Below are 24,586 nucleotides of genomic sequence, written 5' to 3'. Positions count from 1 at the left end.
TCGATTCACGCTGTCGCCGAATAGGTTTCGCGCTCGCATCATGGATGAGGTAGATCATACGTACGATCGTATGCTTTGTAAATCGTCGTCCCCTGGTACTGGCGGCCAATCGCCTGGCCCCGAAACGCCGCAGGCGCCGCTCACCGCGGTCGACCGCGACCGCCGCCTGGACCTCGCGCTGTCCACCCTGGACCCCGCCGCCGCTCGCCGGCTCGACGCACTCACCGAGGCCATACTGACCACTCCGCCCGAGAACTGGCGGCGGCTGCCAGCGGTTTGACAGCGCGCACCGACATGCTTCGCGCTCGGACGTTGATCGTCGAGGGCCACAAGAGGATTGAAGGAAGTTCGGAACATGCTCATATCGCGCGGTCCTCGCACTGGCGTGCCTGCTTCGGACGAGTGGATCACCGGCGACGCTCGTATCGAAGAACTCGCCGCCCCGGACAGCCCGTCGCGGACGCAGGTCGACAGCGTGCACTTCGCGCCCGGCGCTCGTACCCGTTGGCACCACCATCCGATCGGTCAGGTACTGGTGGTGACCGAGGGCACGGGGTTCGTGCAGCGGCGGGGCGGACCGGTCGAGACCATCCGAAAGGGTGACACCGTTCGGATCGAGGCGGGCGAGTGGCATTGGCACGGCGCGACGCCCACCACCTCGATGACTCATCTGGCGATAGAGGAGCTCCCGGAGGACGGGAGGCGGGCGGAGTTCGCCGAGGTCGTGACGGACGCCGAATACCCGTCTTTCCCGGAGCCTGAATGACCGTGCCCGCCTGAACGAGTCAGCGCAGGTGGGTCTGCAGGAAGGACAGTGCGTCGGGGAGGGAGGCGAGGAAAGCGCCGCTGTGATCCTGGCCGGGATAGCTGTGGACGGCTACGGTGATCGGCTTGTTGATGGATTGCAGTGTGTCGCCGTAGCTTTCGGTGTGGGTCGGCGGGACGTCGATGTCATCGGTCCCGTAGCCGATCATGACATCCGTGGGGAGGCGATCCTCCTGGAAACCGGTCAGGGCCCGGATGTCAGCTTCGAAGGTCGGGGTGGGGGCGTCCGGGTCGGTGACCAGGGCCGCGGGACGCTGACCGCCGGCATCGGCCACCAGGGCCGAAAGGCATTCGGTGGCAGCCTTGCGCACGTAATCGCGGCCGAAGTCGGTCAGGTACGGGAGAACGCTGCCGGGCGTGCGGTCCTCCAGGGCCGCGAGGTAGTAGCCCGCGTAGCCGACCTGGTTTCCGGAACCGGTCGAGTTGCGGCGGAACATGTCTCGCAGGCTCGCGGCCGGATCCGTGCGCAGGCCGGTGGCGATCACGCCCTGCAGACCGCCGGCGGGACCGGCATTGCCGTTGTAGCCGTAGCGCGAGGCGGCGCTCATCACCGCGTGCGCGCCTTCGGACTGGCCGATCAGCACCCAGCGGTGGGACAGCGGCAGCGGCAGCGTGCGAATGGCCGTCACCGCGTTCAGGATCGAGCCGCTCTCCACGTCCGTGTTGTAGTAGCTGAAGTTCCCGCCCGTCCCCAGCCCCTGATAGTCGGGAGCCACCACCGCGTACCCGCTGTCCAGAATCCGGTTGAAATAGGTGCGGTTCCGGTCCGACTGCGGATGATGCGACGGCGCGCAATCATTGCCCACCCCGACCGTGCCGTGCGCCCACACCACCAGCGGCCAGCCGCCCTGCGGCGGCAGCCCGGGCGGCACGTACAGCGCCGCGGTGGCCCGCGCCGGGGCGCCGCGCTGATCCAGCGTCATATAGGTGAACCCGAACGACCCGTTCGCCGCGGTGAACGACCATGCCGGATCCAGTAATTCGACCCCGTCGAGCTGGCCCACGTCGGTGGCTGCGGCCGTCCCGGGCACGCCGAAGAATCCGAGCGTGACGGCACACCCCACCGCTCCCAGCGCGAGCGCGGCGCGCCGCATATACGCCGTCAACCCGAGAACCGATCGCATCGCCATGATCATCCTCCTGCCGATGGCTCATCCTATAGTCGATCTTCGGACTTTCACCGAAAGGCGTGGACCATGGCCGAAATTCCACCATCCGGACCCGGCTCGGCCCTGCCGCTCCGCCGGCGCGGACCCGTGCTGTGGCTGCTGGCCCTGCCGGGGGTGCTGTATCTGCTTGCGCCCGTGGTGGCCAACCGCATCGAGCCGCGCATCGCGGGGATCCCGTTCCTCGTCTGCTACCTGCTGGTGGTCACGGCCTTGACGGGACCGCTGGTCGCGCTGGTGGCACGGTTCGATCCGGCCTATCGGACCGGGGCCGCGGAATTCGTCCCCGCGGACGGCAACGACGATGCCGCGGAGGAGCTTTCGTGACCGGCCGGGCGGTCGTCGCGGTATCGCTGTTCGCGGTCGCCATGTTCGCGGCCGTGGTGATCGGCGTGCTGTCGGGCCGCGGCCGCGAACGATCCATCTCGGAATGGTCGATCTCCGGCCGGGGCCTCGGCACCCTGTTCGTCCTGCTGCTGATGGCGGGCGAGTCGTACACCAGCTTCTCGTTCCTCGGCGCGGCCGGCTGGTCCTACCGGTACGGCGTGCCGATCTTCTACCTGATCGCGTACCTGAGCACCGGTCTGGTGGCCGCCTACTTCCTCGCGCCGCTCATCTGGACCTACTGTGCGCGGCACCGGCTGATGTCCATCGCCGATATCGCCGAGCACCGATTCGGCTCCCGCCCACTGGGTTTCGCCGTCGCGGTGATCTGCACGGTCTTCCTGGTGCCGTATGTGCAGCTGCAGATCCAGGGCATGGGCGTGGTGGTGCATGCCATGTCGTACGACGCCGTCGATCTGAAGGTCGCCGCGGTGGTGTCGTTCGTGGTGGCCGAGGCCTTCGTGCTGGCCTCGGGCCTGCGCGGCTCGGCGTGGGTCAGCGTGCTCAAGGACGGGCTGGCCGTGCTGTCGATCGTGTTCCTCGCCGTCTACGTGCCCTGGCACTACTTCGACGGACCCGGCGAACTGCTGAACCGGCTGGTCGCGGAGAAACCGCAGTGGCTGACCTTCCCGGGCGCGGGCGGCGGCACCTTCGGATCGGCGTGGTTCGTGTCGACCATCGTGCTCAATGCGGTGACCATCGGCATCTTCCCGACCACGGTGGCCGGCTATCTGTCCGCGGCGAATCCGACCGCACTGCGCCGGAATTCGATGCTGTTGCCGTGGTATCAGTTGCTGCTGGTGATTCCCATGGCTATCGGCGCGGCGGCGCTGTTCGTGGTTCCGCACCTGTCGAATCCGGATCTGGCGCTGTACTCGCTGGTGACCGATTCGCTGCCGTCGCCGGTGGTGGCGGTGATCGGCATCGCCGGTGCGTTGTCGGCCATCGTGCCCATGAGCGTGTTCCTGGTGTCGATCGGAACCCTCTGGGGCAGAACGATTCTCGGCGGCGGCTTGCGCGGAGGGCGGGGCGCGTCGGCGGATCGGCAACGGGGACTGGCCCAGCTGGTGTGCTTCGTGGTCGGTGCGGTCGCCCTGGGCGGCGCGCTGCTGTATCCCGAAGCGCTGGTGAATCTCTCGGTGCTGTCCTACGAGGGCATGGCGCAACTGGTTCCGGCGGTGCTGCTGGGACTGTATTGGCGGCGGCTCACCACGCCGGGCGTCGCGGCGGGGCTCTTCGCCGGCACCGCCATCGTGCTGATCCTGCACGCGCTCGGCCGTGATCCCCTGTTCGGCCTGAACGGCGGCCTGATCGCACTGGCCGCGAATATCGTTGTCGCCGCGACCGTCTCGTACGCGCTGCCGCGCAGCGGGCACGAAAAAGGCGAGCGCCCTCGGGAGCACTCGCCTATTCGTCTGTGAAATCCGTTGTGCTGCCCATCATCCGGCATTGACCGGGAGCGACAGCACCACCTCCTGCTCGTTCTCGGGCAGATAGTGCACCTGGACGATCCGGCCCACCTGCACCCGCGACACCAGGGCCGGCTGCAGGAACTTGTCCATATGCGTCGCGAAGGTGCTGTTATCGGGGCGGGTGACCACCAGTTCCAGATTCACCCGGGTGTGGCCGTCGCGGATCTCGCCGGGTACCGACAGCGACCGCACCACCGCCTGCGCCGCGATACCGCGCCGGGCGATATCCAGCTTGGCCCGGGTGGTGAAACCCTTGCGAATCATGGCCTGGTTCATGGCTTCCTGCGCCGCGGCGGTATCGCCCGACATATCCACCTCGACCCGGCCGGGCCGCTCGGGCAGATACCGGACCGGCAGCACCACGCCGGGGCGCAGCAACGCCAGCTCGGTCAGCGGCACGATCATCCTGGCCTGCGCCGGGAACGTCTCGCCGTGCGCGCCCTCCACCCGGAAGGCGATCTTCACCTGTGGCTGCTCATTGAGGTAAACGCCGGTCTGCGCAAAGGATTCGATGGTGCCCAGGCCCACCAGGGCATTGCGGTAGGCGGAGCTGTTATTGCCGGTCAGCGCCGACAGGATGCCGTCACCGGTGAACGCGAAAGCGATCGGCACCACCGTGAGGGCGGCGATCGGCAAGCCCATCTGCCACCCCACCCACGGCAGCATGTCGTCGGACGTCAGCCCGTGCCAGAAGTAGTAGCCCACGCCCAGCACCAGGAAGGCGACGGCGGCGATGCGGATGTTGTTCTTCATGGTGTTTCCTCGAAAGATCCGGAGGCGGAAGGGAATCGGACCCGCTCACGCCCGGACGAGGACATGAGCGGGGTCAGGGGCCGCCGTTCGGCGCCCGGGGCGGTCGAATGTCAGGCGCCGACGATCGTGGTGCACGCGAAGGTGATGTCGAAGCTCTCGTTCTGCGGGCCCGCCATCGGATTGGACATGTCCACCGCGCCGACACCGGTGCCCTTCACCTCGTAGGTGTTGCCGGTCTTGGTGACCGTCGCGGATCCGCCGGGCACGCCATTGCCGTAGCCGACCGCGTAGGCCGCGCCGTTCGAGCCGCCCTTGGTGCCCGCGATGCCGACCGCCTGCACGGTGCTGCCGCCGGTGAGGGTGGCGCTCACACTGAGCGTGCCGTAGGTCGAATTGGAGTTGTCGGTGAGGGCCAGCGCCAGGTTGCCGCCCTGCTTGGCGCAGGTGGTGGTGAAGTTGGCGGTGATCGCCTTGCCGCCGACGGTGGCCGAGGAGCCGCCCGCGGCGGGGGCATCCTTGGCGGCGGACGAGGCCGGGGCGGAGGTCAGAGTGGCGCTGACGGGGGCGGCGGAGGTGGTACCGGCCGGGCTGCTCGAGGAGTTGCTGGAGCAACCGGTGACCAGCAGGGCGACGGCGGCGGTGCCGGCCACGGCTGCGGTGGTGGCCAGGCGAATCGACTTGGTGTTCATGATCTTTCCCTTGTCCTGCTCATTCGGTTCGCCGGGTGGAACCGATACCAGAACCGTAAAAAGAACCGGACGTCCTACCGATCCCAACTTTCCGCGCGCGCAGCCCTCTCACCTGCAGTAATCTGGGCAAATGCGACGGCCGAGAGCGATGGTGCTGGATGAGGTGTGGCGGCGCCTCGACGGCGTCGAGGCACTCAGCGGCCCACACGGCGGGCCCTTGCGCCGCACCGTGAAACTCATCCTCGACCCGCTGGTCATCCGGCCCGTGCAGCATCCCCTCTGCGCCGGATCCATTCTCACCTTCGACGGGGCCGCGCTGCTCACCGCGCGCATCAATGCCGCCGCCGACGTATTGCGCGCCACCGCCGCCTGGTTCAACCTGCTCAAACAGACCAGGCGGGCACTGCGCATCACCGAGGGCAATGCCCAGGACCTCTACTTCCAGCGCTGCTTCGAACTCGCCACCCGCGCCGGCCTGCCCGACCCGATCCGGGACCGCGCCACCGCCGAGGCCGCCCTGCGCGAGATCCACGACCTCACCGCCGGGCGCACCACCCAGGTGCTCAAGGAATACCTCGCCGACCCGGCCCGCGCCCGCGAACTGAGCGAGCTCATCCACACCGCCTGGCGCCGCCGCCCGCTCACCGAAACCCCCGCGCACACCGCCGCCCTCACCGCGCTGCTGAACGCCTGCGCCGCCGAACGCCTCGGCAGCCCCGAACCCGGCGTCGACCTGGACGACCTGGCCGACGCCCGCATCGGCACCCACACCGGAATCCGCCTGTGGCGCAACGGCAATACGATCACCGCCCAGGAACTCGGCCTCACCCTGCACGCCCTCCCGCTGCCGCCGCAGCTCGGCGACTCGGCCTCCAAAGCCAGCCTCGGCCTGCCCCTCGACCGCACCATCCACGAGCGCGTGTTCACCGTCCTGCAGGCCACCACCGAACGCGCCGACCTGCCCGTCATCCCCGAACTGGTGAACGCCGAAATCGCCAGATCCTGCGCACCCTGGGCCCTGCTCGACGAATCCCTGCGCATCGCCGCCGCGGCGGGCGTGACCCTCGCCCTCGAACTGCGCCCCATCGCCAGGGGCAACGCGGCCGGAGCAGGCGGTCCGGCCGGCTCGGCGGGTGCAGACGGCTCGGCGGGTGTGGGTGGTCCGGCGGGTGTGGGTGGTCCAGCGGGTGTGGGTGGTCCGGCCGGCGGCAACGCGCTCCGCGACGATGTGATCGGCGGTAGCGACCCGACCGCTGACGGCAGCTCGCTCGGCGGCGGCAATGCGGCTGCGCGCCTGATCAATTCGCGCTGGCAGCGCGAAGCCTATGTGCTGCAGGCGCGCCGGATGACGGTACAGCCGGACGGCGCGCGCGCATCCGACGGCGTGGCCGGGCCGCTCGCCGCCATCGCGGTCGATCTCCAGGCGCCGTGGCGGCCCTACATCCGCCGGTTGTGGGCCCGCCTGCACGGGCGCGATGTCCGCGAGATCCCCGTGTACGCGACCGCCGAGCTCTGGGACGTGCTCGACGGCGTCGCCCGCTCGGTCATCCTCGACCACCGCATGCGGGTCAAACGCGCCCTGGCCATCACCGCCGTCGCGGCCGAACTCGACCCATTGGAATCGAGGGCGGGATGACGAACTCGGCGGTGGCGATTCGCGGCTTCGGGGCGGGATTGCAGGGCATCGTGCCCGGCGGCGGGGTGACCGTGCTGGACGTGGCGGCCGGCGCGAATGTCATGGTGCTCGAAGTGGCCGGCGGGCATCTGAGCTGGAATGTGCTGGACCGCAAGCTGACTCCGGCCGCGATCATCGACGATGCAGAGCTCGCGCAGGAATGGATCTGGGCCCTCTACGGCGAGACCGTGGCCCTGGCCCTCGAGGACGGCGGCACGGCGGAATCCGCCGTCGACCCGGCGGTGCCCGCGCTCGCCGTCAGCGCCTGGCGACTCGCCTACGCGCACTGGGCCTCCCGCTGGTGGCCCGCCTCCACCCTGGACGGCATCCCACCCCTCGACCAGGGCCTGCTCGACCGCGAGATCGCCGACCTCACCGAGGAATGCGACATCCTCGTGGCCGGCGCCGACGCCCTGCTCGCCCCCTCGCCCGCCCCCATCGAAATCTTCCCCCGCGCTGCGGATTACGCCCTCGCCGCCGGCGACCCCACCCAGCGGCCCGGCGCCCTCGTCCTCGCCCGCGGCGCCACCGGCTGGGACTGGCGCCACTGCCCGCCCGGCCTGCTCGACGCCTCCGAACGCGCCATCTCCTGGCAGGTCATCCGCGCCGCCGGCGCCACCACCGTCGCGATCAGCGCCGCCACCGCCCCCGGCACCCCCACCGCCATCCCCGCCCACCTCCGCCCCTGGGTCCGCATCGAAACCCCCACCGGCACCACAGAAACCCCCTTGACCCCCACCCCTGGCGCCTGGACCGGCGAAACCCCGGCCCCCGGAGCCGAATCCGCCGTCCACTTCCACATCCACCTACCCGGCTTCGGCCCCGGGGAGATCCCGACAGCCGCTCGGCCCGAGGGCGAATTCCCTTCGCCCGCAGCAGGCGAGCCCGACGCCGATGGCGCCGGTGACGCCGATGCCGCGGCCCGGCCGAGTCCGCCGGACGAGGTCGAAAGCGCGGCGATCGCAAGGGAAGTCCGGCGGCGGGTGCGGGAATTCGCGGCGGGGCGGTTGCGGGCGGCGGCGGGGACCGAGGCCGATGCCGGGTTCGATGCGCCATTGCTCGCGGAAATCGCTGCGGCCGCCGAGGATTCGGACTTCTGAGATGGCTGTTGTGGTCGGTGGCGAAACGGGGGACGGGTCGGGGCTGTTGCAGGCCGGCGCCGAGGCGGTGGGGCGGGGCGAATTGCGGGAGGCACTGGAGCTTTTCGAGCGGGCGGTGGGGATCGAGACCGGGGATCTGCGGGTGTGCGCGATGGTGAACGCCGCCACCGTCACCGATCACCTCGGCGAGCATGCCGAGGCGGTGCGGCGATATCGGGAAGCCCTGGACCTGATGCCCGCGGACGCCCCGCGCATGCGGCCGGGCGCCTTGATCGGATTGTCACAGGCACAACAGCATCTGGGAGATCTGGACGGAGCGCAGGCGGCGCTGGAGGAGGCGCGACTGCTGTTGTCCGCCGACGGCGCGTCACCCGAGCTGCGGTTCGCCACCCTGGTATCGGCCACCGCCGTGGCGATGCATCGGCAGCAGTGGGCGGTCGCCATCGAGCTGGCCAATGAATCACTCGACGCGGCACGGCGATTCGCGCCCGAACAGGCGGGCCACGCGCTCATGAATCTGGCCGCGGCGCACTTCGAGACGGGCCGGTGGGAACTCGCGGAGGACTTCGCGGGGCAGAGTCTCGCCGCCTTCGAAGCGGCCGGAGACGTCGACGGCGTCGCGGAGACACAGCAGAACCTGGCCCTCATGTTCACCCGCGCCGGGCGTTTCGACGAGGCCGAACCGCTGCTGCTGCGCTCGCAGGAACACTTCGAGACCGGCGGCGCCGCCTACCGCGCCGGAATCGGCTGGAAGATCACCGGATTCATCGCCGAGCATCGAGGCGATACCCGGGTGGCGAGCGACCGCTACCGGCAGGCGCTCACCCGTTTCGAGGAGTCCGGCGCGGTCATCGACGCCGCCGACGTCCGAATGCGCTCGGCCACAGTGGCATTCGCCGCCGGACGATTCGACGACGGCGAATCCGATCTGACCGCCGCGCGCTCGACCTACCTCGAACACGGACTCGGCCTGCACTGCGCGCAGCTCGACTTCTGGCATGCCGGACTATTGGAACCACTCGTGGAATCGGATCCTGGAATACTTTCCCGTGCAGTGGATCTCGCCGTGACCTCGGCGATCGCCCTCGACGCGGTGCGCTACGAACTCCCCGACGGCGCGCAGCGCGAGAACTGGAACCGCCGCATGGCGGACCCCGCCCTGCGGCTGGCCTTCCGCTACGCCTATCAGGCGGGCGACGCGACCCTGCTCATCGACCTCATCGAAACCCTCTGCGCGGGCACGACATTGGATCTCGAGCAAGTGGCCGCCAACGGCCGGGCACACGTCGACCTGCCCGAATCCATCGACCCGCCGCTGGTCAGCTCGGCGCCCCTGAGCGACGCCCTGCAACTGGGCACCGCACTCGCGGCGGTCGCGGCCGGCGCCGGTCTGCCGGTGACCCCACCGCCCCGGGTGGCCGTCCCACCCGACGGCCGCATCGCCCTGGATACCTGGATCGCTGCCGCCGAACAGCGCTACGGCCGCCGCCTCCGCGACGATCGGGTGATCCCCGCATGACCACCCCGCGCTCCGGCCCGAATGCGCAACCCACCGCGTACATCCGGATGGCCGACGCCGGAGACCTCTTCGTCAGCTGGCGCTGGGCGGACGACAGCGCACCGCCCGGCGTCGGCCTCGTCTCCGAGGACGAGGTGGCCACGGCGGTGCGCAGGTTCGACGCCGCGCTACCCGCCCCCGGCCGCCCGGGCGGCTTGGAATCCGCCCTCACCACCGGCGAACTGGCCGCACCCGAGTCGGAAAACACGCTGGCGCAATCGCTTTCGTCGACCTTCCTGCCGTACCGCCTGGCGGAGCAATTGCATGAACTGTATCTACAGGGCATCCGCCCGCACCTGCGCATCCAGCCGTCACCCCGCGTCGCGCAGTTGCCCTGGGAACTGCTGGCCCCGGATCCCGAACTGCGCCTGCTCGATATCGCGGATCTGAGCGTGCTCGCGCCGACCGGCATCGTGCACGCCCCGGCCCGGATCGGGCGCTCCTGGCCGGACACCGGCGAGCTTCCGGTGGTGGCCATCCTGGATCCCCGAATCCCCGGCTTCCGCGCCGATTCCGCGCTCGGATCGGTTCTCGGCCGCATGAGCGCCGACGCCCCGCTGACCGCCCTGGTGGCCGGTCACGCCGCCGCGGACCGGCTGGTGCCGCGGGTCGATGATCCCCTGGAGGCCTTCCGCCGCACCGACGTCGACCGCGACTGGCTGTCGAAGGTCCTGTGCGCGGGCGCATCCCGCCTGCTGTACGTCGGCCACGTGACCGCCGCACCACCCACGTCCGGCCACAGCGACTCCGCCACCCTGCACCTCGCCTGCCCCGCCGCGACCCCGGGTTTCGCCGCGCCGCAACGGGATCACCGCCCACTCTCCGCCCGCGACCTGCTGCTCGGCACCCACACTCTGACCGACGACCCGCGCACCGGCCCGCAACTGTGGCCGATCCCCAGCCGCGTCGCCCTGATCGCCTGCGAGAGCGGCGGCGACCTGCGCTTCGCCGAACCGCTGGGCCTGATCGCCGCCATGATCACCGGCGGCGCCGAACTGGTGACCGCCGGCCGCTGGCCGCTCCCCACCGACCTGGCCTTCCAGCGCCTCGGCGGCGCACCCGCGCACATCCACCCCCTCCAGGACGCGGTCTGCGCCATCGACGCCGCCCATGACCTGCCCGCCCCCATCCCGGCCCTGAACGACTGGCAGCGCAGCCAATTGGCCGCCTGGCGGGAATCCGGCGAGATCCAGCACTCGCCACTGCTCTGGGCCGCCTTCGCCACCGTCGACACCCGCTGACCGCGAAACGGTGACCCGCGGCGGTGGGTAGGCGAAAACTACCGACGCGAGCGACCCGGCCCGAACGCGACGCTTATCGCATGAAACGAGAAGCAACCACCGCCCGCACCATCGCCGCCGCCGTCGCACTCGGCCTCACCGCGACAGCCGTACTGGCCGCATGCGATTCCGACAAGCCCAAGGCCGAGGGGACGCCCGCCATCGCCGCCGACTGGGGGGCCGCCTGGAAGGACAGCAACCCGCAGCACTTGGCCGGCCTGTTCACCCAGGACGGTGCCCGCTACAGCGACCATGCCTTCGGCCGCACCTACAACGGCCGGGACGGCATCGCCCAGTGGGCGATCAACACCCACCAGTTCGTGCAGGGCGCGAACATAAAGGTCGACAATGCCTTCGGCACAGCCGACCAGGTGGCCATCAGCTGGACCTTCACCGGGCAGCTGGCCGGAGCGCCCAAGCCCTTCTCCGTGCCCGCCGTCGCCGTCCTGAAGATGCGCGGCAAGGAGATCGTGACCGATGACGACTACTACAACCTGGCCGACGTGCTCCACCAGTCCGGTCTCCCCGCCGATCTCGATCTCGGCTGACGGACCCGGCCGGCGGGGCATCATGTGCATAGGACGGCACAGGAGGACGCCCCGCGTGAACATCGACGCCGGATACGTACGGCGGCATCCGGCGCAGGCCGCCGAGTACTTCCGCTCGGTCGGGCTGACCGGAACATTCTGGGAAGGTTGACGATCCGATGATTCTCCGCGTCTGGAGAGCCGAGATAGACCCCGCCCTGGCGGCGGAGTACGAACGCTTCGCCCAGGAACGTTCACTGCCGATGTTCCGCTCGCACAAGGGTTTCCGCGGCTGCACCTTCCTGCGCGACGGCGCGGACTGCACGGTGGTCACCGCCTGGGCCGGGCCCGAGGAGGTCGCCGCCCTCGAAGCCTCCGACAGCTACCGCGAAACCGTCGCCGCGATCATGGCCGCCGGATTCCTCCGCACGGCCGGGGCGGCGCTCGCGGGACCCGTCCTGCTCTAGGGCGTGCTGCGGTCGCCACCCGAGATGAGCGTCACGAAATCCCGGAACGCGGCCGTCATATCGACCTCGTCGGGCGACAGCAGCCATTGGATCTGCAAACCGTCCATCACGGCGATCAGCAAGGGGGCGGCCCGTTCCGGGGTGAGGCCACCGGGCAGCTCATCGCCGTACTCGGCGCGCAGCATGGCGGTGAAGGCCGCGCGCAGATTGGCGTACCGCGTGGTGAAGAACTCGCGCGCCGGATGATTGTCACCCGTGGTGCTCTCCCCGGCGAGCGCGGTGAAAGTCTGCACCACGCCGGGCCGTTCGGTATTGAACTCGACGATCTGCTCGACATGGGAGAGCGTGGCCTTGGTCGATTCCGTGAGGAAGGCGGCGGTATCCCAGCGGTCCCGCGCCTCCAGCACACCCACCAGCAGGTGTTCCTTGCTCGGGAAATAGTGCAGCACACCGGGCTGGGTCAGGCCGACGCGTTCGGCCACCGCCGCCAGGGAGGTGGCGCGATAGCCGCGTTCGGCTATCACGTTCATGGCGGCCTCCAGAATGGCCTCGCGCCGTGCCTCGGCGTGCGCCGCCCGGCCTCCTTGCTGTCGTGCTGTCACCCGTCGAGCCTAGCGAGGCGCTCCGCCGGGCTGTCCGGCGCTTGACCTTGACACCGATGTCAAGGTCTAGCGTCGCGTGGTCAGGAACCGGCGAAAGGATCCTTCATGACCATCGACATCCACGCGCACCTCACCGTCGACCTCCCCGCCCAGCTGGCCCGCGCCCGCGTCGCGGGCGTGACCCGCACCGTATTGCTGCCCAGCAGCGTACATCCCGAGGCCGCCACCACGAATACGGAGTTGCGGGCCGAATTCGCCCGTGTCACAACGGTTATCAGCGGTGGGCCGCTACCGGAGGAACGCTTCCGGAACGCGATCGCGGACCTGCTGCGGGCGGTCGCGGAGCATCCGGCGGAGACCATCGCCTTCGTCTCGGTGCCGCTGCACCTCGAGGCCGGGCGCATCCGGGAATGGGTGGCTGACCACCTGACCCGGCCGGGCGTCGCCGGTATCGGTGAACTCACGCCCGCGCCCGGCCGCGCGGCCGCTATCGAGCCCGTGCTGGCGGCGGTCGCGGAGCACGGCGGCGTTCCCGTGCTCACCCACGGCTTCGCGCCCAATACGATCGACGATCTGCGCACCTATCGTGAGCTGGCCGAACGCTATCCGTCCGTACCGCTCATCGTCGGGGCGCTCGGCGGGCTGCATGCCCTCGATCTGGTGGATCTGGCCGAGGATCGTCCCAACCTGTATCTCGACCTGTCCAGTGCCCTGCAGACTTTCGCGGTGCGCGCGGCGGCCCGCACGGTGCCCGAGCAGTGCCTGTTCGGATCGAACACGCCCTACGGTGACGTGGTGGCCGCGCGGCACACCGTCGAAGCCGCGGTATCGGACCCCGGCGTGCGCCGATTGGTGTTCGAGGAGAACGCCGCTCGCCTGCTCAGCCGGCGCGGCGTGCTCGACGGCGTATGAGCCCCGAAAGACACCGCCCCGATAAGTTGGGGGTCACGGAAAGATAACGGCCGCAAGCGTTCTCCGATGTCCTGGACGAAGGTTCAGGAGGAGGGTTACGTGACTCGTGTCGTGACAGGCATGGTGGTGGCGATCATGGCGGCCACCATTGCCTTGCTGGGGGTATCCGGCGCGAACGCCGCGGTGCCCGAGGCATCCGACGGATTGAAACACTGCCAAGTCAATGACGGCAGGCAGCCGGAAACCGCCACCCCCCAAGAGGAAGGCCTCGACCCCGCGGCCCTGCAGAGCGCGGTCGGCTTCGCCTCCGACCCGACCCGGTTCACCCTGCAGATCTTCCGCAACAACTGCCTGGTCGCCGGCGGCCCCAACAATCAGCGCGCGGGCGGCGTCGCCTGGAACCTGTGGAGCGGCACCAAGAGCGTGGTCGCCATGGTGGCCGGCATCGCCGTCGACCAGGGCAAACTGCACGTCGACGATCCGATCGACAAATACCTGCCCCCCGGCCTCGGCGACGCCGGCCACCGCGCGATCACCGTCCGCAGCCTGCTCAACGAGACCTCCGGCATGGAAGTCGCCGTCGCCTCCGAAGGCATCACCGGACTCGCCAACCTGGACCCGAACATCGTGGCCCAGGCGCTCGGCATGCCGATCGTGCACCCGCAGGGCCAGGTCTGGCAGTACAGTCAGCGCGCCGTCGACCTGCTCGCCTACGTGATCCAGCAGGCGGTGGGGGAGGACATCCAAGCCTTCGCGCAACAGCACCTGTTCTCCCCCTTGGGCATCGAACCCACCGACTATCACTGGGCGCGCGACCGCAGCGGCAATACCTACGGCCACGCCCACCTGGTGATGCCGCCCGACGACTACGCCAAACTCGGACTGCTGCTGGTGAACGACGGTGACTGGCACGGGATTCGGGTGATCTCGCCGGACTACCTGAAACAGGCGGTCGCCCCGGTCGACGCCAACACCTGCTACGGATTCCTGTTCACCGTCAACGGCCCCGGCTGCGACTCCCTGTTCCCCGGACTACCGTCCGACACCTTCCAGATGTCGGGCATGATGCGGCAGGACAACTTCATCGTGCCCAGCCTCGGACTGCTGGTCAGCTGGACCGGCGTGACGATTCCCGGTGGCTCCGTGAGCTTTCCGCACGACGTCTTCCGCGCCCTGACCCGCGCCTTCCTGCAGCCGCCCCTGCCCGATCCCGGACCGTACGTCCCGCACCCGGACGTCAGCATCCTCGACCCCATGCTCACCAACCCGGACGCCACGCTGTCCGCACTCGGCCTCGGACCCATGGCCTATCCGGGCTGCGGTCTGTTCCAATGCCTCGGCAAACCGCTCTACGCACCCTTCGGCGACTGGCCGCCGGGCTGCTTCATCCTCGGCTGCGTGGGCAATGACCCACGCACGCCGGGAATCCGTTAGCTACTGCGGGCGGCCGCAATTGGAGCAGAACGCCGACCCCACCTGCACCTGATGCCCACAGACACCGCAGTTCGAGGTGAGCGCCAGCGCCGTACCGCAGGCGCCACAGAACTTGCCGCCCTGAGTGTTCGAACCGCAGGTCGGACAGGTCACCCGGGCCGGGGTCGCGATATCGGTCTGCTGCACCCAGTTCTGCTGGTAGGCCGCCTCCCGGATCTGCGACCCGCGCGCATCGGCCTGCGCCTGCGCGATCTGATGCTGCACCTGCGGCGAACACTGGGTGCACTGGCCGACCTGCTCGTTCCAGCAGTTGCTCGCGCACGCCCAGGAACCGCAGCCGCCGCACAACCGGAAGTCGCCCTTCACCTGCTCGACCGCGCGCGCGAACGCCTTGTCCTTGGTACCGGAAGCCGAACCGCCCCAATGGTTGGAGTAGCTGTCGGCGGCATTGGACAACTTGTCGATGGCCTTCACCTGATCACCGAACAGGTCCCGCAGGACACGCAGGGCGCCACGCCCGCGCGAGAAGTAGTTCTGCTCGAACGGCGACCGGTAGACGCTGCGGCAGCGATCGCAGTGGAACTCCCACTGGAACCCGTCCTCGTTGGATTCATCGGAGTAGTAGCTGGTGAACACGACCGGCTCGGACATGGCTGACTGATTCCTTTGCGGCTGAACGGAACTCTGTGAACGGGCTGCCCGGAGCCCCCCGGACCGCGATTCGTCAGGTTCATATCGTAGGGCTCGAGCACTTCGCAACACGAGGAGTTGTCGCTCGATAGTTTCGCCTACCGTGGAGTATGCGAACTTTCGTGCATCTGCTCCTCCTGATCTGCGCCATCGTGGTCGCGGTCGGCACCTTCGGCCCGTTAGTGGGTACGGTCGACGCCCGGAATGTCCAATGGGACGACCTGCGAAACGGATTCGCCCCCGGGCAGACCCTCGACCAGATCCACGGCCACTCGGTCGCCTTCCAGAACTCCCTCGCCCTCGGACTGGTCTGCGTAGCCGCAGCCATCCTCATCTCGGCCCTCACCGGATTCCGCCCGATCGGCGGCCTCGGCGTCCTGGCCGGCCTGATCGGTCTCGGTATCCTCGCCTGGCGCCTGGACGATCGCTTCGACAGCCAGCTGCGCAATGACACGGCTCACCTGCTCGGCAACAACACCTGGGGTCTCTGGCTGGTCGGCGGCGGCCTGCTCGTAGCCCTGCTCTGCCTCCTCACCCCGCGCGAACGCCGCGCCTTCTGACAACGAGACGGGCAAGGCTCATCGCCCCGTCTCCTCGCCATCGCCCAAACGGCGGATCAGGGTGCGTAGTTGGGTGCGGTAGTAGTCCTCGAATTCCGGTGAGCCGGGCTCCATTCCGGCGGCGCGCACGGCTGCGTCGGGCAGCATGAGGGGAGCCAGGACCATGCTCATCACGGCCATCCGGACGAAGGCCGGATCCAGGTCGGGGGCGATCTCGCCGCGCTGCTGGGCGCGGCGCAGGTTGGTGAGATCGGTTTCGACGTTGGCTGCGTCCTCGAGGTAGTCGGAATCCGTTCCGGCGCCGGTCAATCCGCGCCACACCACCAGACGGGCCGGACGCGGGTCGGCGAGGGCGGCGGTCAGGTATTGGGCGGCGGTGTCGGCCAGGGGGAGGTCCGGGTCCGCTCGTTCGGCCTCGGCTTCCGGCCAGTGGCGTTGAATCTCTTGGTACAAGCCCTCTTTGCCGCCGAAGTAGTAGGCGATGAGTTGTTTGTTCACGCCCGCGCGGGCGGCGATGTCCTGGACGCGGGCACCGTCGAAACCCTTCGCGGCGAACTCGTCCAGCGCCGCGTCCAGCAGCGCCTGGCGGGAGCGTTCGGCATCGCGCCGGCGGTCGTCTGAGCTGGGGGCGCGACGTGGGCTGCGGGACGGAACTGTGGGGGACGGTTCCGGCGGGTGGACGGGCTCGGTTGCCATCCGGACAGTTTATCGGTGTGGATGACTGGGTCATCCGTTCGTCTACTTTGTCATCCGTTTGGTTGACACTTTCACCCGAGTGGATGACACTTCGAAAGGTGACTGCTTCCAACGTTTCCGACGGCGTGACCAGCGGGCTGAGCCCGCAGGCACGCCGGGCCGTCGTCGTCGTACTGATCGGCGCGGTGCTCGCTTTTCTCGATGCCACCATCGTCAATGTCGCGCTGAAATCCCTGGCCGCCGCGCTCGGTTGCACGCTCGACGCGATCGGATGGGTCGTCACCGCCTACCTGCTCGCACAGGTCGCCGTGCTGCCGCTCAGCGGATGGGCGGCGCGGCGCGTGGGGCCCCGCCGGCTCTATGTGGCCGCGCTGGCGGCCTTCACACTCGCCTCGCTGGGCTGCGGCCTGGCCGGCAGTCTCGGCCTATTGATCACCGCGCGGATCGTGCAGGGTGCCGGTGCGGGACTGATGATTCCGGCCGGGCAGCTGATCCTGGTCCTCGCCGCCGGGCGGGCGGGCATGGCGAGAGCCATGGTGGCCGCGGGCATTCCGATGGTCCTGACTCCGGTCATCGGGCCCACCGTCGGCGGTCTGCTGCTGGAATACGCCGGATGGCAATGGATCTTCCTGATCAACCTCCCATTCGGCGTGCTCGGCCTGGTGCTGGCCCTGCGGCTGTTGCCCGCCGACGGACCGCGGGAAGCGGCCGGCCCCCTGGATGTCCGCGGGCTGGCCTTGATCTCACTCGGAACGGTCGGGATCACCTACGGCCTGGCCCAGGCGGGCACGGACAGTGTGACCGGCGCCCGGGTGCTCGTTCCATTGCTCGCCGGAACGGCCTCCCTCGCACTGTTCGCCGTCCACGGACTCCGCTCCCACCACCCGGTCCTCGACCTCGGGCTCTGGCGTGACCGGGTCTTCGCATCCGCCGCGGTCACCACCCTGGTCCTCGGCGCGGTGACCTTCGGCGCAATGATCCTGCTGCCCTTGTACTTTCAACTGGTACGCCACCAGGATGCGGCGCACACCGGAATGCTGTTGGCGCCGCAGGGCATCGGCGCAGCGGTAGCCATGGTGCTGTCCGCGCGGCTCTACGAACGAATCGGCGCCCGGACCTGTCTGCTCGGCGCCGCGCTGGGTGTGGCAGCTACCGTGCCGTTCCTCTTCCTGGCCGACGACAGTTCGTACTGGCTCCTGGCCCTCGCCATGATCGCGCGCGGTCTCGGCATCGGCCTGGCCGCCACCCCCGCCATGACGGCCGCGCTCGAGAACCTGAGCCCGGACCGAATGGCCGACGCCACACCGCAACTCAACATCATGCAGCGCATCGGCGGATCCATCGGCACGGCCGTGTTCGTCGTCGTCCTGCAGCAGGGACTGCGGACAGCGGGCGCCGGCCGGGCAGCGGACGCCTTCACCACGGCCTTCGCCTGGGTGCTGGCCGCCGCGATCATCGCGCTGCTTCCCGCTTCGATACTCGCACTGCGGGGCGGCAGCCGCACTGGCTGAGGGAGTTCCGGGCCGTGGATCAGTGCACCCAGCCGCGGCCGCGGCAGGAGAAACAGATCACTTCGCAGTCGGCGGGGTCGACGCCGAAGCCGTTGCAGTCGAGGCAGTTGTGGACTTCCTCGTGGGTGCAGTGGGCGCAGGTGGGGTAGGCGGCGGGGGCGTGGTCGGGGCCGCGGCCCGAGCGTGAACCGCGGCAACTCCGACAGATTTCCCGCATGTTTTCAGTGTGACATCGAAACCGACGGAATTGTCCGTTCGGGTTGCACGGCAACAACATTGCGGAAATACCGGCGTCGACCTGCAGGATTTGCGTCGAACGGGCAGTTCCCCGGGCAAGACGGTGGTATTCGGCCGGGCCGCTGTGGCGTCGCCGACTTGCCCGGCGCCGGGCCTGTACCCGGTACCCCTATAGGGTATATGGTCGGAGGCGGCAGTCGAGTGTGAGGAGCGGGTATGGAACGGCGGAGTACGGCGGTGCTGGACATGCGAGGGCTGCGCTGGGCCAGTCAGCAGGGGTCGGTCCGGGCGGTGCTCGGGCGACGGCCGGGAGTGCTGGAGGTCGAGGCCAATCCGGTATCGGAGACCGCGACGGTGGTGTTCGATCCGGCGCAGACCTCCGTGGCCGACCTGCGGGAGTGGATACACGAATGCGGGCTGCACTGCGCGGGACAGTCCGTGCCCAACCACGTCTGCGACCCCATGACCGAACCCGACGCCACCGGACATCACGGCGCGCACGCGACCGGGGATCACGCCGCCATGGGACACGCAGACCACGCGGCCGCGCAGCAGATGGATCACACCGCCATGGGGCACGCGGCCATGGGGGAGATGGACCACGCGGCCATGGGGCACGGCGGGCATGCGGGACATGCCGGGATGTCCATGGAGGATATGGCCCGGGACATGCGAAATCGGTTCCTGGTCGCGGCCGTGTTCTCGGTGCTGGTGATGCTGTGGTCGCCGATGGCCACCGATATGTTCGGATGGCATTTCGGGACGCCGTTCGGAATGCGTTCGGACATCTGGGAACTCATCCTCAGCCTGCCGGTGATCCTCTACTCCTCGACCATCTTCTTCACCGGCGCATGGCAGGCCCTGAAGGCCCGGACCCTCGACATGATGGTGCTGGTCGCGGTCGGCATCGGGGCGGGCTGGATCTACTCGCTCGTCATCACCCTCACCGGCGGCGGCGAAGTCTTCTACGAGGCGTCGACCATGCTCGCGACCTTCGTACTGCTGGGGCACTGGTTCGAGATGCGCGCCCGCGGCGGCGCCAATGACGCGATCCGGACCCTGCTGGACCTCGCACCGCCCAAGGCCGTGGTGCTCCGGGACGGGCAGGAGACCGAAATCCCCACGGCCGACGTGATCGTCGGCGACATCCTGCTGGTCCGGCCCGGCGCGAAGATCGCGGTGGACGGCATCGTCGAGGACGGCGAGAGCGAAGTCGACGAGTCCATGGTCACCGGCGAGAGCCTGCCGGTGCACAAGGCGGCGGGCGCCGCCGTCATCGGCGCGACCCTCAACAAGAACGGCACCCTGCGGGTAGAGGCGACCAAGGTCGGGTCGGACACCGCACTGGCGCAGATCGTGAATCTGGTGCAGCAGGCCCAGAATTCGAAGGCCCCCGGCCAGCGCCTGGCCGACCGCGCCGCCTTCTGGCTGGTGCTGGTCGCCCTGGCCGGCGGCGGGCTGACCCTGCTGGTGTGGCTGCTCGCCGGCGCCACCTTCGCCAAGGCCATGCTGTTCGCGATCACCGTGGTGGTCATCACCTGCCCCGACGCCCTCGGCCTGGCCACACCGACCGCCATCATGGTCGGCACCGGACTCGGCGCGAAACGCGGTGTGCTGTTCAAGAACGCGATGGCCCTGGAAAGCTCGGCCCGTATCCGGACCGTAGTCATGGACAAGACCGGCACCCTCACCAAGGGCGAGCCCGAGGTCACCGAAATCGTCATGGACGGAGTGATTTCCGAGGCGGAACTGCTTCCGCTACTGGCCGCGGTCGAACGTGAATCCGAGCATCCGCTCGCTGAGGCGGTAGTGCGATACGCGGACGGGCACGGCGCGAACGGTCAACGCGCACAAGGCTTCGAGAATATCCCGGGTCACGGTGCGATCGCCACGGTCGACGGCCACCGCGTCGTCATCGGCAACCGCCGACTCCTGGAGCGTGAGGGCATCCCGCTCGACGACCTGGCCGCCGCCCGCGACCGCGTCGCCGGCAACGGGCAGACCGCCGTACTCGCCGCCGTCGACGGCAAGGCCGCCGCCGTCATCGGCATAGCCGACGCGCCCCGCGAAACCTCCGCCCAGGCGGTGCGGGACCTGCACGATATGGGCATCGAGGTCGTCATGCTCACCGGCGACAACCACGCCACCGCCGAACGCATAGCGAAGGAACTCGGCATCGACACCGTCATCGCCGACGTCCTGCCCGGCGACAAGTCCGACAAGATCGCCGAATTGCAGTCCGGCGGCAGGAAAGTCGCCATGGTCGGCGACGGCGTGAACGACGCCCCCGCCCTCGCGCGCGCCGATCTGGGCATTGCCATCGGCGCGGGCACCGACGTGGCCATCGAGACCGCCGACCTGGTGCTCATGCGCTCCGACCCCCTCGATGTGCCGGTCGCCCTGCGCATCGGCCGCGGCACGCTGCGCAAGATGCATCAGAATCTGGCCTGGGCGGTGGGCTACAACACGATCGCGCTGCCGATCGCCGCCGGTGTCTTCGAACCGCTCGGCTTCACTCTGCGCCCGGAGATCGCCGCCATGTCCATGTCGGGTTCCAGCATTATCGTGGCGTTGAATGCCTTGGCGCTGAAAGGGCTTCGGCTACCCGAGCGGAATTGATCGGGAATTGCAGCGGTGTAATACCAACGCCCGGCCTGTGATTCAGCTAACGCCGCAGGCCGGGGGTGAGTCGATTCATGATGCGCTTCATCTTCCCCGTAATTACGTTGGGGTTGAACTGTGTATCCGAATCGAAAGTAGAACGCAATGCCGATCATTGATCTTGGTTCCGCCGCGCTCAACCTGGCCAACTCGGTTACCGCCCTTGCCGCCAACATCACCTACCTGCTGAAGGCGTGGGGCCTGGCCTGAGCCGATACCGGCACAGCCGAAGCCGCGAACCCGATCCCGAAGGATCCGGTCCGCGGCTTTCTTCTTGTCCGGATCAGCCTTGCTTCGTGAGCGCGGGCGGCTTCCAGTCGCCGTTCAGCGCCTGCGGCCGCGGCGCGTAGAGCCGCATACTCAGCGAGAAGGTCCCCGTCGCCGGAATGGGTAGCCAATTCCCTTGCGGCACCGTATTACCCGGGTCCGCGTTCTGCACCGCGAGATCGACCGAACCGTCCGCGTTCTGCACCACCGGCACCAGATGTCCGACCGAATAGATATTCGCGGCGTTCGGCACCAGATAACTGTCGGCGTCGTAGGCGGTCAGCGACCAGAATGCCGCCACGGGCGGCAATTGCCCGGCCGGGAAGTGCAGCCGATACCGGATCGGCGTCCCATTGTCGTCGGCCTTCCCGTTGACCGACGGATAGATCGCATCCTCGGGCAGATTCGCGCCCAGCCCGACCGCCGCCGTCACGGCGCGCAACGCGTAATCGGTGCCGTACGTGCCGATCTTGGTATTGAAGCTCCAGCCGTTCTCGTTGGTGGAACCGGGGAGGTCGAAGCCCACGGCCCCCGATTTCGCGCGAGCGGCCGCGCCGTTCAGCGCATCGGCGTTCGAATTATCCACCGTCGCACCGGGTTTGATACCGATCGTCGCGAATCGCGCCAGCGCCGGGGCATCCTCGGGTGCGGGCGGGTTCGCGGCCATGAGCGCGCACATCCGGTTGAAGAAGGTGATCCCGTCCATGCTGGCCACCTGCTTGGGCGGCGGCGCGGCGGCCGGATTCGGGGTGTAGGGGCGGCTCGGTGCGGTCCGTTCGCCGCGCTGCCAGGCGCTCAGCGGGACCAGTTGCAGCTGCTGTTGCAGCGCCCGCACGGCCGGTTCGTCCTGGGTGCCGTTCACCTGGATGCGGCCGAGCAGCCACGCGGTCGCGGTCGGCATATCGAGGCGGGTCATGCCGTCCGGCACCGTGCCCGACCAGCCCGGTCCGGTCACCAGGTAGGTGTACGGCGCGCCGCCGCCGGTCTGCGGGTGCACGCTGCTCGGATTGTGCCGGGTATTGGTCCAGGCGTCCATGATCTGCATGAGCCAGTACCGGCCGCCGTCCATGCCGGGCACCTGCAGCACCAGTGGTTCGGCGCGCAGATCCAGCCACGCCTGCGAGTACAGCGTGTCCAGGTTCAGCCGCACCACCGACTTCTCGGTCGGCGTGGGCAGGCCGAGCGCATGGGCGAACTCATTGGACGCGCCGGCGGCCTGCCGGGTCGCATCCATCAGCACCAGCGGGTAGCCGAACGTATAGGCCGCGGCGGCAATGTCTTTCGGGTCGGTCGAGGCCGGGGTGGTGGTCGTCGACGTGGCCGGGGATGCGTTCTTCGAGCTGCTGCACGCGGCCAGCACGAGACCGGCCGCGAAGGCCGAGCCCACGCCCAGCACTTTTCTGCGTGATACCCAGGATCGCTGCTGCTCGTTCGAGTCCGCCACGGCGTCTTCTCCTTGTTATTGCAGTTGTAGTGCAATAAGAATAGCTCGAAGTCCAGGGCGCGGTCACACCCGCAGCAGCGCCGTCTGCACCTGGCGCAGCCGCTCGACATCACCGCGGAACCCGGCCACGGCATCGTTGTAGAGGAAAGCCTCCCACAGCCGGACCAGTGCGTAGGCGAGCGTGGCCCGTTCGATCGGCGGTTCATAACCATCCGCCTGGGCTCGCTCGATGAGCTGCTCGACAATCGCCACCGCGGCCCGATGCACCGTCCCGTCGCTACGGGTGATCAACCGCAGGGCGGCGGTCGACTCATTGTCGAAGTACGTACGCAGCGAAGCATCCTCGACGATCCAGTGAATGGTGCGATCCAGGATCTCGTTCAACCGCTGCCCGCCATCGCTGATGGAATGCCGGTCGGCAAAACCGACCATGCGCTCCAGCTGACGGGCAATGGTCGCGCCCAGCAACCCGTCCCGGGAACCGAACCAGCGATAAATACTGGCGCGGCTCACCCCTAATTGCGCGGCAATGGCATTCACATCGACCCGCTTGCACGCCAGGAACATGGCGATGGCCGCGTTCAGCACATCCTCGCGGCTGGCCGAGGCCGGCCGCCCGGGTGTCCTGGTGCCCTCGCTGCGTGTCACGTCGAAAGCATAGGGGTCAGGTACCGCGACAAGGTCCGGGCGGTCTCGGCGCGGCCCAGCATCAGGGCCTGCTGCAGCACGTCCGGATCCCGCGCGATGCGGCCGATCTCCGGCGCGCCCCGCGGCGGGCGAATCTGCAGCACGGCGGGATCGGTGCCGAAATCCCGCTCGTCCTCGTCATGCCGGTGGAGGCGCGACAACCACGGTTCGACCGTGCCGGGCGCGTGCTTGGCCAGGAAGCGGGCCACCACCTTGTTCTCCAAGGCCGAAGGCGGGCGGGCGATCTCGTCCGAGCGGCGGGTGCGCAGCACCAGCACCCGCGTCGCGCCCTGCGTGAAAGCGGTTCGGATGGGCACGGATTCGGACAGCCCGGCATCCACGTATCGGCGCGCGCCGATACGCACCGGCCGCCCGGCCAGGATCGGCAGGCAGGTGGAGGCGCGCAACGCGGCCTGCACGTCCGCCGGATCGGCGAGCCCGGGATGCAGATCGACGGCCGTGCCGGTATCGGCATCGGTGGCAATCGGATGGAAGGTGACCGAATTCGCCAGGATGGCAGGGAAATCCATGGGCACGATGCGCTCGTACACGGTGTGTACCAGGTAGTCGGTGTCCACCACCCGGCCCCCGCGCAGCGCGCGCGTGGGAGCGATCACCCGGTTGATGACCTCCGGGTTCCAGGCCCGCCGCGCCTCGACCGCACGCCCGCACAACAGCCACGCGGCATTCAGCGCCCCCGCCGACGCCCCGTAGACGGCATCGAAACAGGGCAGGACACCGAGGTCTTCGATGGCCATCGCCATGCCGTGCGAGAACGCGCCCCGCGAGGAGCCGCCCTCGATCACCAGCGCGAGGCGGTGCGAATCCCGGCGCAGGCCGGGCAGGCTGCCCTCGCGGTGCCGGCGCGCGATCAGCTCGCCGACGCCCATGACCTGGTCGGGGCCGGGATGGTGGTCCGGGTGGTGCTGGTCCGGCACAAGCGCTCCCTTCGAGCCTATTTGAGACATCGATGTCGCTGTGTATCATAT

General features: G+C 68.9%; 25 protein-coding genes. 15 read left to right on the top strand and 10 right to left on the bottom strand.

Annotated features, from left to right (window positions below):
- Positions 1 to 70: 70 nt before the first annotated feature.
- Together ACIP5Y_RS11175 and ACIP5Y_RS11170 are read left to right on the top strand one after the other, a co-directional pair.
- Positions 71 to 280, top strand: a complete 210-nt coding sequence (locus ACIP5Y_RS11175; protein WP_400349634.1) for a hypothetical protein — start codon at positions 71 to 73, stop codon at positions 278 to 280.
- Between the two features lie 105 nt (positions 281 to 385).
- On the top strand, positions 386 to 766 hold the full coding sequence (locus tag ACIP5Y_RS11170; protein WP_400349633.1) for a cupin domain-containing protein: 381 nt from the start codon (positions 386 to 388) through the stop codon (positions 764 to 766).
- A gap of 19 nt (positions 767 to 785) precedes the next feature.
- Here ACIP5Y_RS11170 and ACIP5Y_RS11165 read toward each other — a convergent pair whose 3' ends face one another.
- The gene (locus tag ACIP5Y_RS11165; RefSeq protein ID WP_400349632.1) at positions 786 to 1,955 is read right to left on the bottom strand and encodes an alpha/beta hydrolase family protein; all 1,170 of its coding nucleotides are present in this window, start codon (positions 1,953 to 1,955) and stop codon (positions 786 to 788) included.
- A 66-nt stretch (positions 1,956 to 2,021) separates the two neighbouring features.
- Between ACIP5Y_RS11165 and ACIP5Y_RS11160 the strand changes: the two genes are divergently transcribed.
- Entirely contained in the window at positions 2,022 to 2,318 is a 297-nt protein-coding gene (locus ACIP5Y_RS11160) for a DUF3311 domain-containing protein (protein WP_400349631.1), read from the top strand.
- Complete coding sequence (locus ACIP5Y_RS11155) at positions 2,315 to 3,796, top strand: sodium:solute symporter (RefSeq protein ID WP_400349630.1); 1,482 nt, start codon at positions 2,315 to 2,317, stop codon at positions 3,794 to 3,796. Before ACIP5Y_RS11160 ends, ACIP5Y_RS11155 begins: the two co-directional genes overlap by 4 nt.
- Positions 3,797 to 3,814: 18 nt before the next feature.
- Here the strand turns inward: ACIP5Y_RS11155 and ACIP5Y_RS11150 are convergent, their stop codons facing one another.
- Together ACIP5Y_RS11150 and ACIP5Y_RS11145 are read right to left on the bottom strand one after the other, a co-directional pair.
- Complete coding sequence (locus tag ACIP5Y_RS11150) at positions 3,815 to 4,600, bottom strand: hypothetical protein (RefSeq protein WP_400349629.1); 786 nt, start codon at positions 4,598 to 4,600, stop codon at positions 3,815 to 3,817.
- Between the two features lie 110 nt (positions 4,601 to 4,710).
- Positions 4,711 to 5,289 carry a lipoprotein LpqH gene (locus ACIP5Y_RS11145; RefSeq protein WP_400349628.1) on the bottom strand — a complete coding sequence of 193 codons (579 nt, stop codon included), beginning with the start codon at positions 5,287 to 5,289 and terminating at the stop codon, positions 4,711 to 4,713.
- A gap of 148 nt (positions 5,290 to 5,437) precedes the next feature.
- On the opposite strand from ACIP5Y_RS11145, the gene ACIP5Y_RS11140 reads away from it, so the two are divergent.
- From ACIP5Y_RS11140 to ACIP5Y_RS11115, 6 genes are all read left to right on the top strand, one after another.
- Positions 5,438 to 6,925 (top strand): hypothetical protein, encoded by a 1,488-nt coding sequence (locus ACIP5Y_RS11140; RefSeq protein WP_400351236.1) that lies wholly within the window; start codon positions 5,438 to 5,440, stop codon positions 6,923 to 6,925.
- Positions 6,922 to 8,064 carry a hypothetical protein gene (locus ACIP5Y_RS11135; RefSeq protein WP_400349627.1) on the top strand — a complete coding sequence of 381 codons (1,143 nt, stop codon included), beginning with the start codon at positions 6,922 to 6,924 and terminating at the stop codon, positions 8,062 to 8,064. The genes ACIP5Y_RS11140 and ACIP5Y_RS11135 overlap by 4 nt, the downstream gene beginning before the upstream one ends.
- A 1-nt stretch (position 8,065) precedes the next feature.
- Positions 8,066 to 9,583 (top strand): tetratricopeptide repeat protein, encoded by a 1,518-nt coding sequence (locus ACIP5Y_RS11130; protein ID WP_400349626.1) that lies wholly within the window; start codon positions 8,066 to 8,068, stop codon positions 9,581 to 9,583.
- Positions 9,580 to 10,863: a hypothetical protein gene (locus ACIP5Y_RS11125; protein WP_400349625.1), complete on the top strand. Its 1,284-nt coding sequence runs from the start codon at positions 9,580 to 9,582 to the stop codon at positions 10,861 to 10,863. Before ACIP5Y_RS11130 ends, ACIP5Y_RS11125 begins: the two co-directional genes overlap by 4 nt.
- An 80-nt stretch (positions 10,864 to 10,943) precedes the next feature.
- Positions 10,944 to 11,450: a nuclear transport factor 2 family protein gene (locus ACIP5Y_RS11120; RefSeq protein ID WP_400349624.1), complete on the top strand. Its 507-nt coding sequence runs from the start codon at positions 10,944 to 10,946 to the stop codon at positions 11,448 to 11,450.
- 158 nt (positions 11,451 to 11,608) lie between these two features.
- On the top strand, positions 11,609 to 11,896 hold the full coding sequence (locus ACIP5Y_RS11115) for an antibiotic biosynthesis monooxygenase family protein (RefSeq protein ID WP_400349623.1): 288 nt from the start codon (positions 11,609 to 11,611) through the stop codon (positions 11,894 to 11,896).
- Here ACIP5Y_RS11115 and ACIP5Y_RS11110 read toward each other — a convergent pair.
- Positions 11,893 to 12,498: a TetR/AcrR family transcriptional regulator gene (locus ACIP5Y_RS11110; RefSeq protein ID WP_400349622.1), complete on the bottom strand. Its 606-nt coding sequence runs from the start codon at positions 12,496 to 12,498 to the stop codon at positions 11,893 to 11,895. The genes ACIP5Y_RS11115 and ACIP5Y_RS11110 overlap by 4 nt on opposite strands.
- A gap of 105 nt (positions 12,499 to 12,603) precedes the next feature.
- On the opposite strand from ACIP5Y_RS11110, the gene ACIP5Y_RS11105 reads away from it, so the two are divergent.
- Together ACIP5Y_RS11105 and ACIP5Y_RS11100 are read left to right on the top strand one after the other, a co-directional pair.
- Positions 12,604 to 13,410, top strand: coding sequence for an amidohydrolase family protein (locus tag ACIP5Y_RS11105; RefSeq protein ID WP_400349621.1), 807 nt, complete (start codon positions 12,604 to 12,606; stop codon positions 13,408 to 13,410).
- A gap of 99 nt (positions 13,411 to 13,509) precedes the next feature.
- Positions 13,510 to 14,844 carry a serine hydrolase domain-containing protein gene (locus tag ACIP5Y_RS11100; protein WP_400349620.1) on the top strand — a complete coding sequence of 445 codons (1,335 nt, stop codon included), beginning with the start codon at positions 13,510 to 13,512 and terminating at the stop codon, positions 14,842 to 14,844.
- Here ACIP5Y_RS11100 and ACIP5Y_RS11095 read toward each other — a convergent pair whose 3' ends face one another.
- Complete coding sequence (locus ACIP5Y_RS11095) at positions 14,845 to 15,495, bottom strand: zinc ribbon domain-containing protein (protein ID WP_400349619.1); 651 nt, start codon at positions 15,493 to 15,495, stop codon at positions 14,845 to 14,847.
- 149 nt (positions 15,496 to 15,644) lie between these two features.
- On the opposite strand from ACIP5Y_RS11095, the gene ACIP5Y_RS11090 reads away from it, so the two are divergent.
- Positions 15,645 to 16,094 carry a hypothetical protein gene (locus ACIP5Y_RS11090; RefSeq protein WP_400349618.1) on the top strand — a complete coding sequence of 150 codons (450 nt, stop codon included), beginning with the start codon at positions 15,645 to 15,647 and terminating at the stop codon, positions 16,092 to 16,094.
- Between the two features lie 18 nt (positions 16,095 to 16,112).
- On the opposite strand, the gene ACIP5Y_RS11085 is transcribed toward ACIP5Y_RS11090, so the two are convergent.
- Positions 16,113 to 16,790 carry a TetR/AcrR family transcriptional regulator gene (locus tag ACIP5Y_RS11085; RefSeq protein WP_400349617.1) on the bottom strand — a complete coding sequence of 226 codons (678 nt, stop codon included), beginning with the start codon at positions 16,788 to 16,790 and terminating at the stop codon, positions 16,113 to 16,115.
- 98 nt (positions 16,791 to 16,888) lie between these two features.
- Between ACIP5Y_RS11085 and ACIP5Y_RS11080 the strand changes: the two genes are divergently transcribed.
- Positions 16,889 to 18,301, top strand: a complete 1,413-nt coding sequence (locus tag ACIP5Y_RS11080) for a DHA2 family efflux MFS transporter permease subunit (protein WP_400349616.1) — start codon at positions 16,889 to 16,891, stop codon at positions 18,299 to 18,301.
- Positions 18,302 to 18,320: 19 nt separating this feature from the next.
- Here the strand turns inward: ACIP5Y_RS11080 and ACIP5Y_RS11075 are convergent, their stop codons facing one another.
- Positions 18,321 to 18,518, bottom strand: a complete 198-nt coding sequence (locus tag ACIP5Y_RS11075; protein WP_400349615.1) for a hypothetical protein — start codon at positions 18,516 to 18,518, stop codon at positions 18,321 to 18,323.
- Positions 18,519 to 18,754: 236 nt separating this feature from the next.
- Here ACIP5Y_RS11075 and ACIP5Y_RS11070 point away from each other — a divergent pair, with 236 nt between their 5' ends.
- The gene (locus ACIP5Y_RS11070; RefSeq protein ID WP_400349614.1) at positions 18,755 to 21,157 is read left to right on the top strand and encodes a heavy metal translocating P-type ATPase; all 2,403 of its coding nucleotides are present in this window, start codon (positions 18,755 to 18,757) and stop codon (positions 21,155 to 21,157) included.
- A gap of 325 nt (positions 21,158 to 21,482) precedes the next feature.
- Here ACIP5Y_RS11070 and ACIP5Y_RS11065 read toward each other — a convergent pair whose 3' ends face one another.
- The 3 genes from ACIP5Y_RS11065 to ACIP5Y_RS11055 form a co-directional block, all read right to left on the bottom strand.
- The gene (locus ACIP5Y_RS11065; protein WP_400349613.1) at positions 21,483 to 22,910 is read right to left on the bottom strand and encodes a DUF1254 domain-containing protein; all 1,428 of its coding nucleotides are present in this window, start codon (positions 22,908 to 22,910) and stop codon (positions 21,483 to 21,485) included.
- Between the two features lie 63 nt (positions 22,911 to 22,973).
- Entirely contained in the window at positions 22,974 to 23,558 is a 585-nt protein-coding gene (locus tag ACIP5Y_RS11060; RefSeq protein ID WP_400349612.1) for a QsdR family transcriptional regulator, read from the bottom strand.
- Complete coding sequence (locus tag ACIP5Y_RS11055) at positions 23,555 to 24,535, bottom strand: patatin family protein (protein WP_400349611.1); 981 nt, start codon at positions 24,533 to 24,535, stop codon at positions 23,555 to 23,557. The genes ACIP5Y_RS11060 and ACIP5Y_RS11055 overlap by 4 nt, the downstream gene beginning before the upstream one ends.
- Between the last annotated feature and the right edge of the window lie 51 nt (positions 24,536 to 24,586).

Source organism: Nocardia sp. NPDC088792 (assembly GCF_044750615.1).
Classification (GTDB): Bacteria; Actinomycetota; Actinomycetes; order Mycobacteriales; family Mycobacteriaceae; genus Nocardia.
The sequence above is the reverse complement of the archived record's forward strand: the minus strand, read 5'-3'. Positions and strand labels throughout refer to the sequence as shown.

Coding starts and splice junctions, on each gene's coding strand:
- ACIP5Y_RS11105 (WP_400349621.1), top strand. CDS start 12,604: ATGACCATCGACATCCACGCGCACCTCACCGTCGACCTCCCCGCCCAG.
- ACIP5Y_RS11095 (WP_400349619.1), bottom strand. CDS start 15,495: ATGTCCGAGCCGGTCGTGTTCACCAGCTACTACTCCGATGAATCCAAC.
- ACIP5Y_RS11115 (WP_400349623.1), top strand. CDS start 11,609: ATGATTCTCCGCGTCTGGAGAGCCGAGATAGACCCCGCCCTGGCGGCG.
- ACIP5Y_RS11120 (WP_400349624.1), top strand. CDS start 10,944: ATGAAACGAGAAGCAACCACCGCCCGCACCATCGCCGCCGCCGTCGCA.
- ACIP5Y_RS11165 (WP_400349632.1), bottom strand. CDS start 1,955: ATGGCGATGCGATCGGTTCTCGGGTTGACGGCGTATATGCGGCGCGCC.
- ACIP5Y_RS11085 (WP_400349617.1), bottom strand. CDS start 16,790: ATGGCAACCGAGCCCGTCCACCCGCCGGAACCGTCCCCCACAGTTCCG.
- ACIP5Y_RS11135 (WP_400349627.1), top strand. CDS start 6,922: ATGACGAACTCGGCGGTGGCGATTCGCGGCTTCGGGGCGGGATTGCAG.
- ACIP5Y_RS11140 (WP_400351236.1), top strand. CDS start 5,438: ATGGTGCTGGATGAGGTGTGGCGGCGCCTCGACGGCGTCGAGGCACTC.
- ACIP5Y_RS11175 (WP_400349634.1), top strand. CDS start 71: ATGCTTTGTAAATCGTCGTCCCCTGGTACTGGCGGCCAATCGCCTGGC.
- ACIP5Y_RS11090 (WP_400349618.1), top strand. CDS start 15,645: ATGCGAACTTTCGTGCATCTGCTCCTCCTGATCTGCGCCATCGTGGTC.
- ACIP5Y_RS11075 (WP_400349615.1), bottom strand. CDS start 18,518: ATGCGGGAAATCTGTCGGAGTTGCCGCGGTTCACGCTCGGGCCGCGGC.
- ACIP5Y_RS11150 (WP_400349629.1), bottom strand. CDS start 4,600: ATGAAGAACAACATCCGCATCGCCGCCGTCGCCTTCCTGGTGCTGGGC.
- ACIP5Y_RS11145 (WP_400349628.1), bottom strand. CDS start 5,289: ATGAACACCAAGTCGATTCGCCTGGCCACCACCGCAGCCGTGGCCGGC.
- ACIP5Y_RS11125 (WP_400349625.1), top strand. CDS start 9,580: ATGACCACCCCGCGCTCCGGCCCGAATGCGCAACCCACCGCGTACATC.
- ACIP5Y_RS11070 (WP_400349614.1), top strand. CDS start 18,755: ATGGAACGGCGGAGTACGGCGGTGCTGGACATGCGAGGGCTGCGCTGG.
- ACIP5Y_RS11160 (WP_400349631.1), top strand. CDS start 2,022: ATGGCCGAAATTCCACCATCCGGACCCGGCTCGGCCCTGCCGCTCCGC.
- ACIP5Y_RS11130 (WP_400349626.1), top strand. CDS start 8,066: ATGGCTGTTGTGGTCGGTGGCGAAACGGGGGACGGGTCGGGGCTGTTG.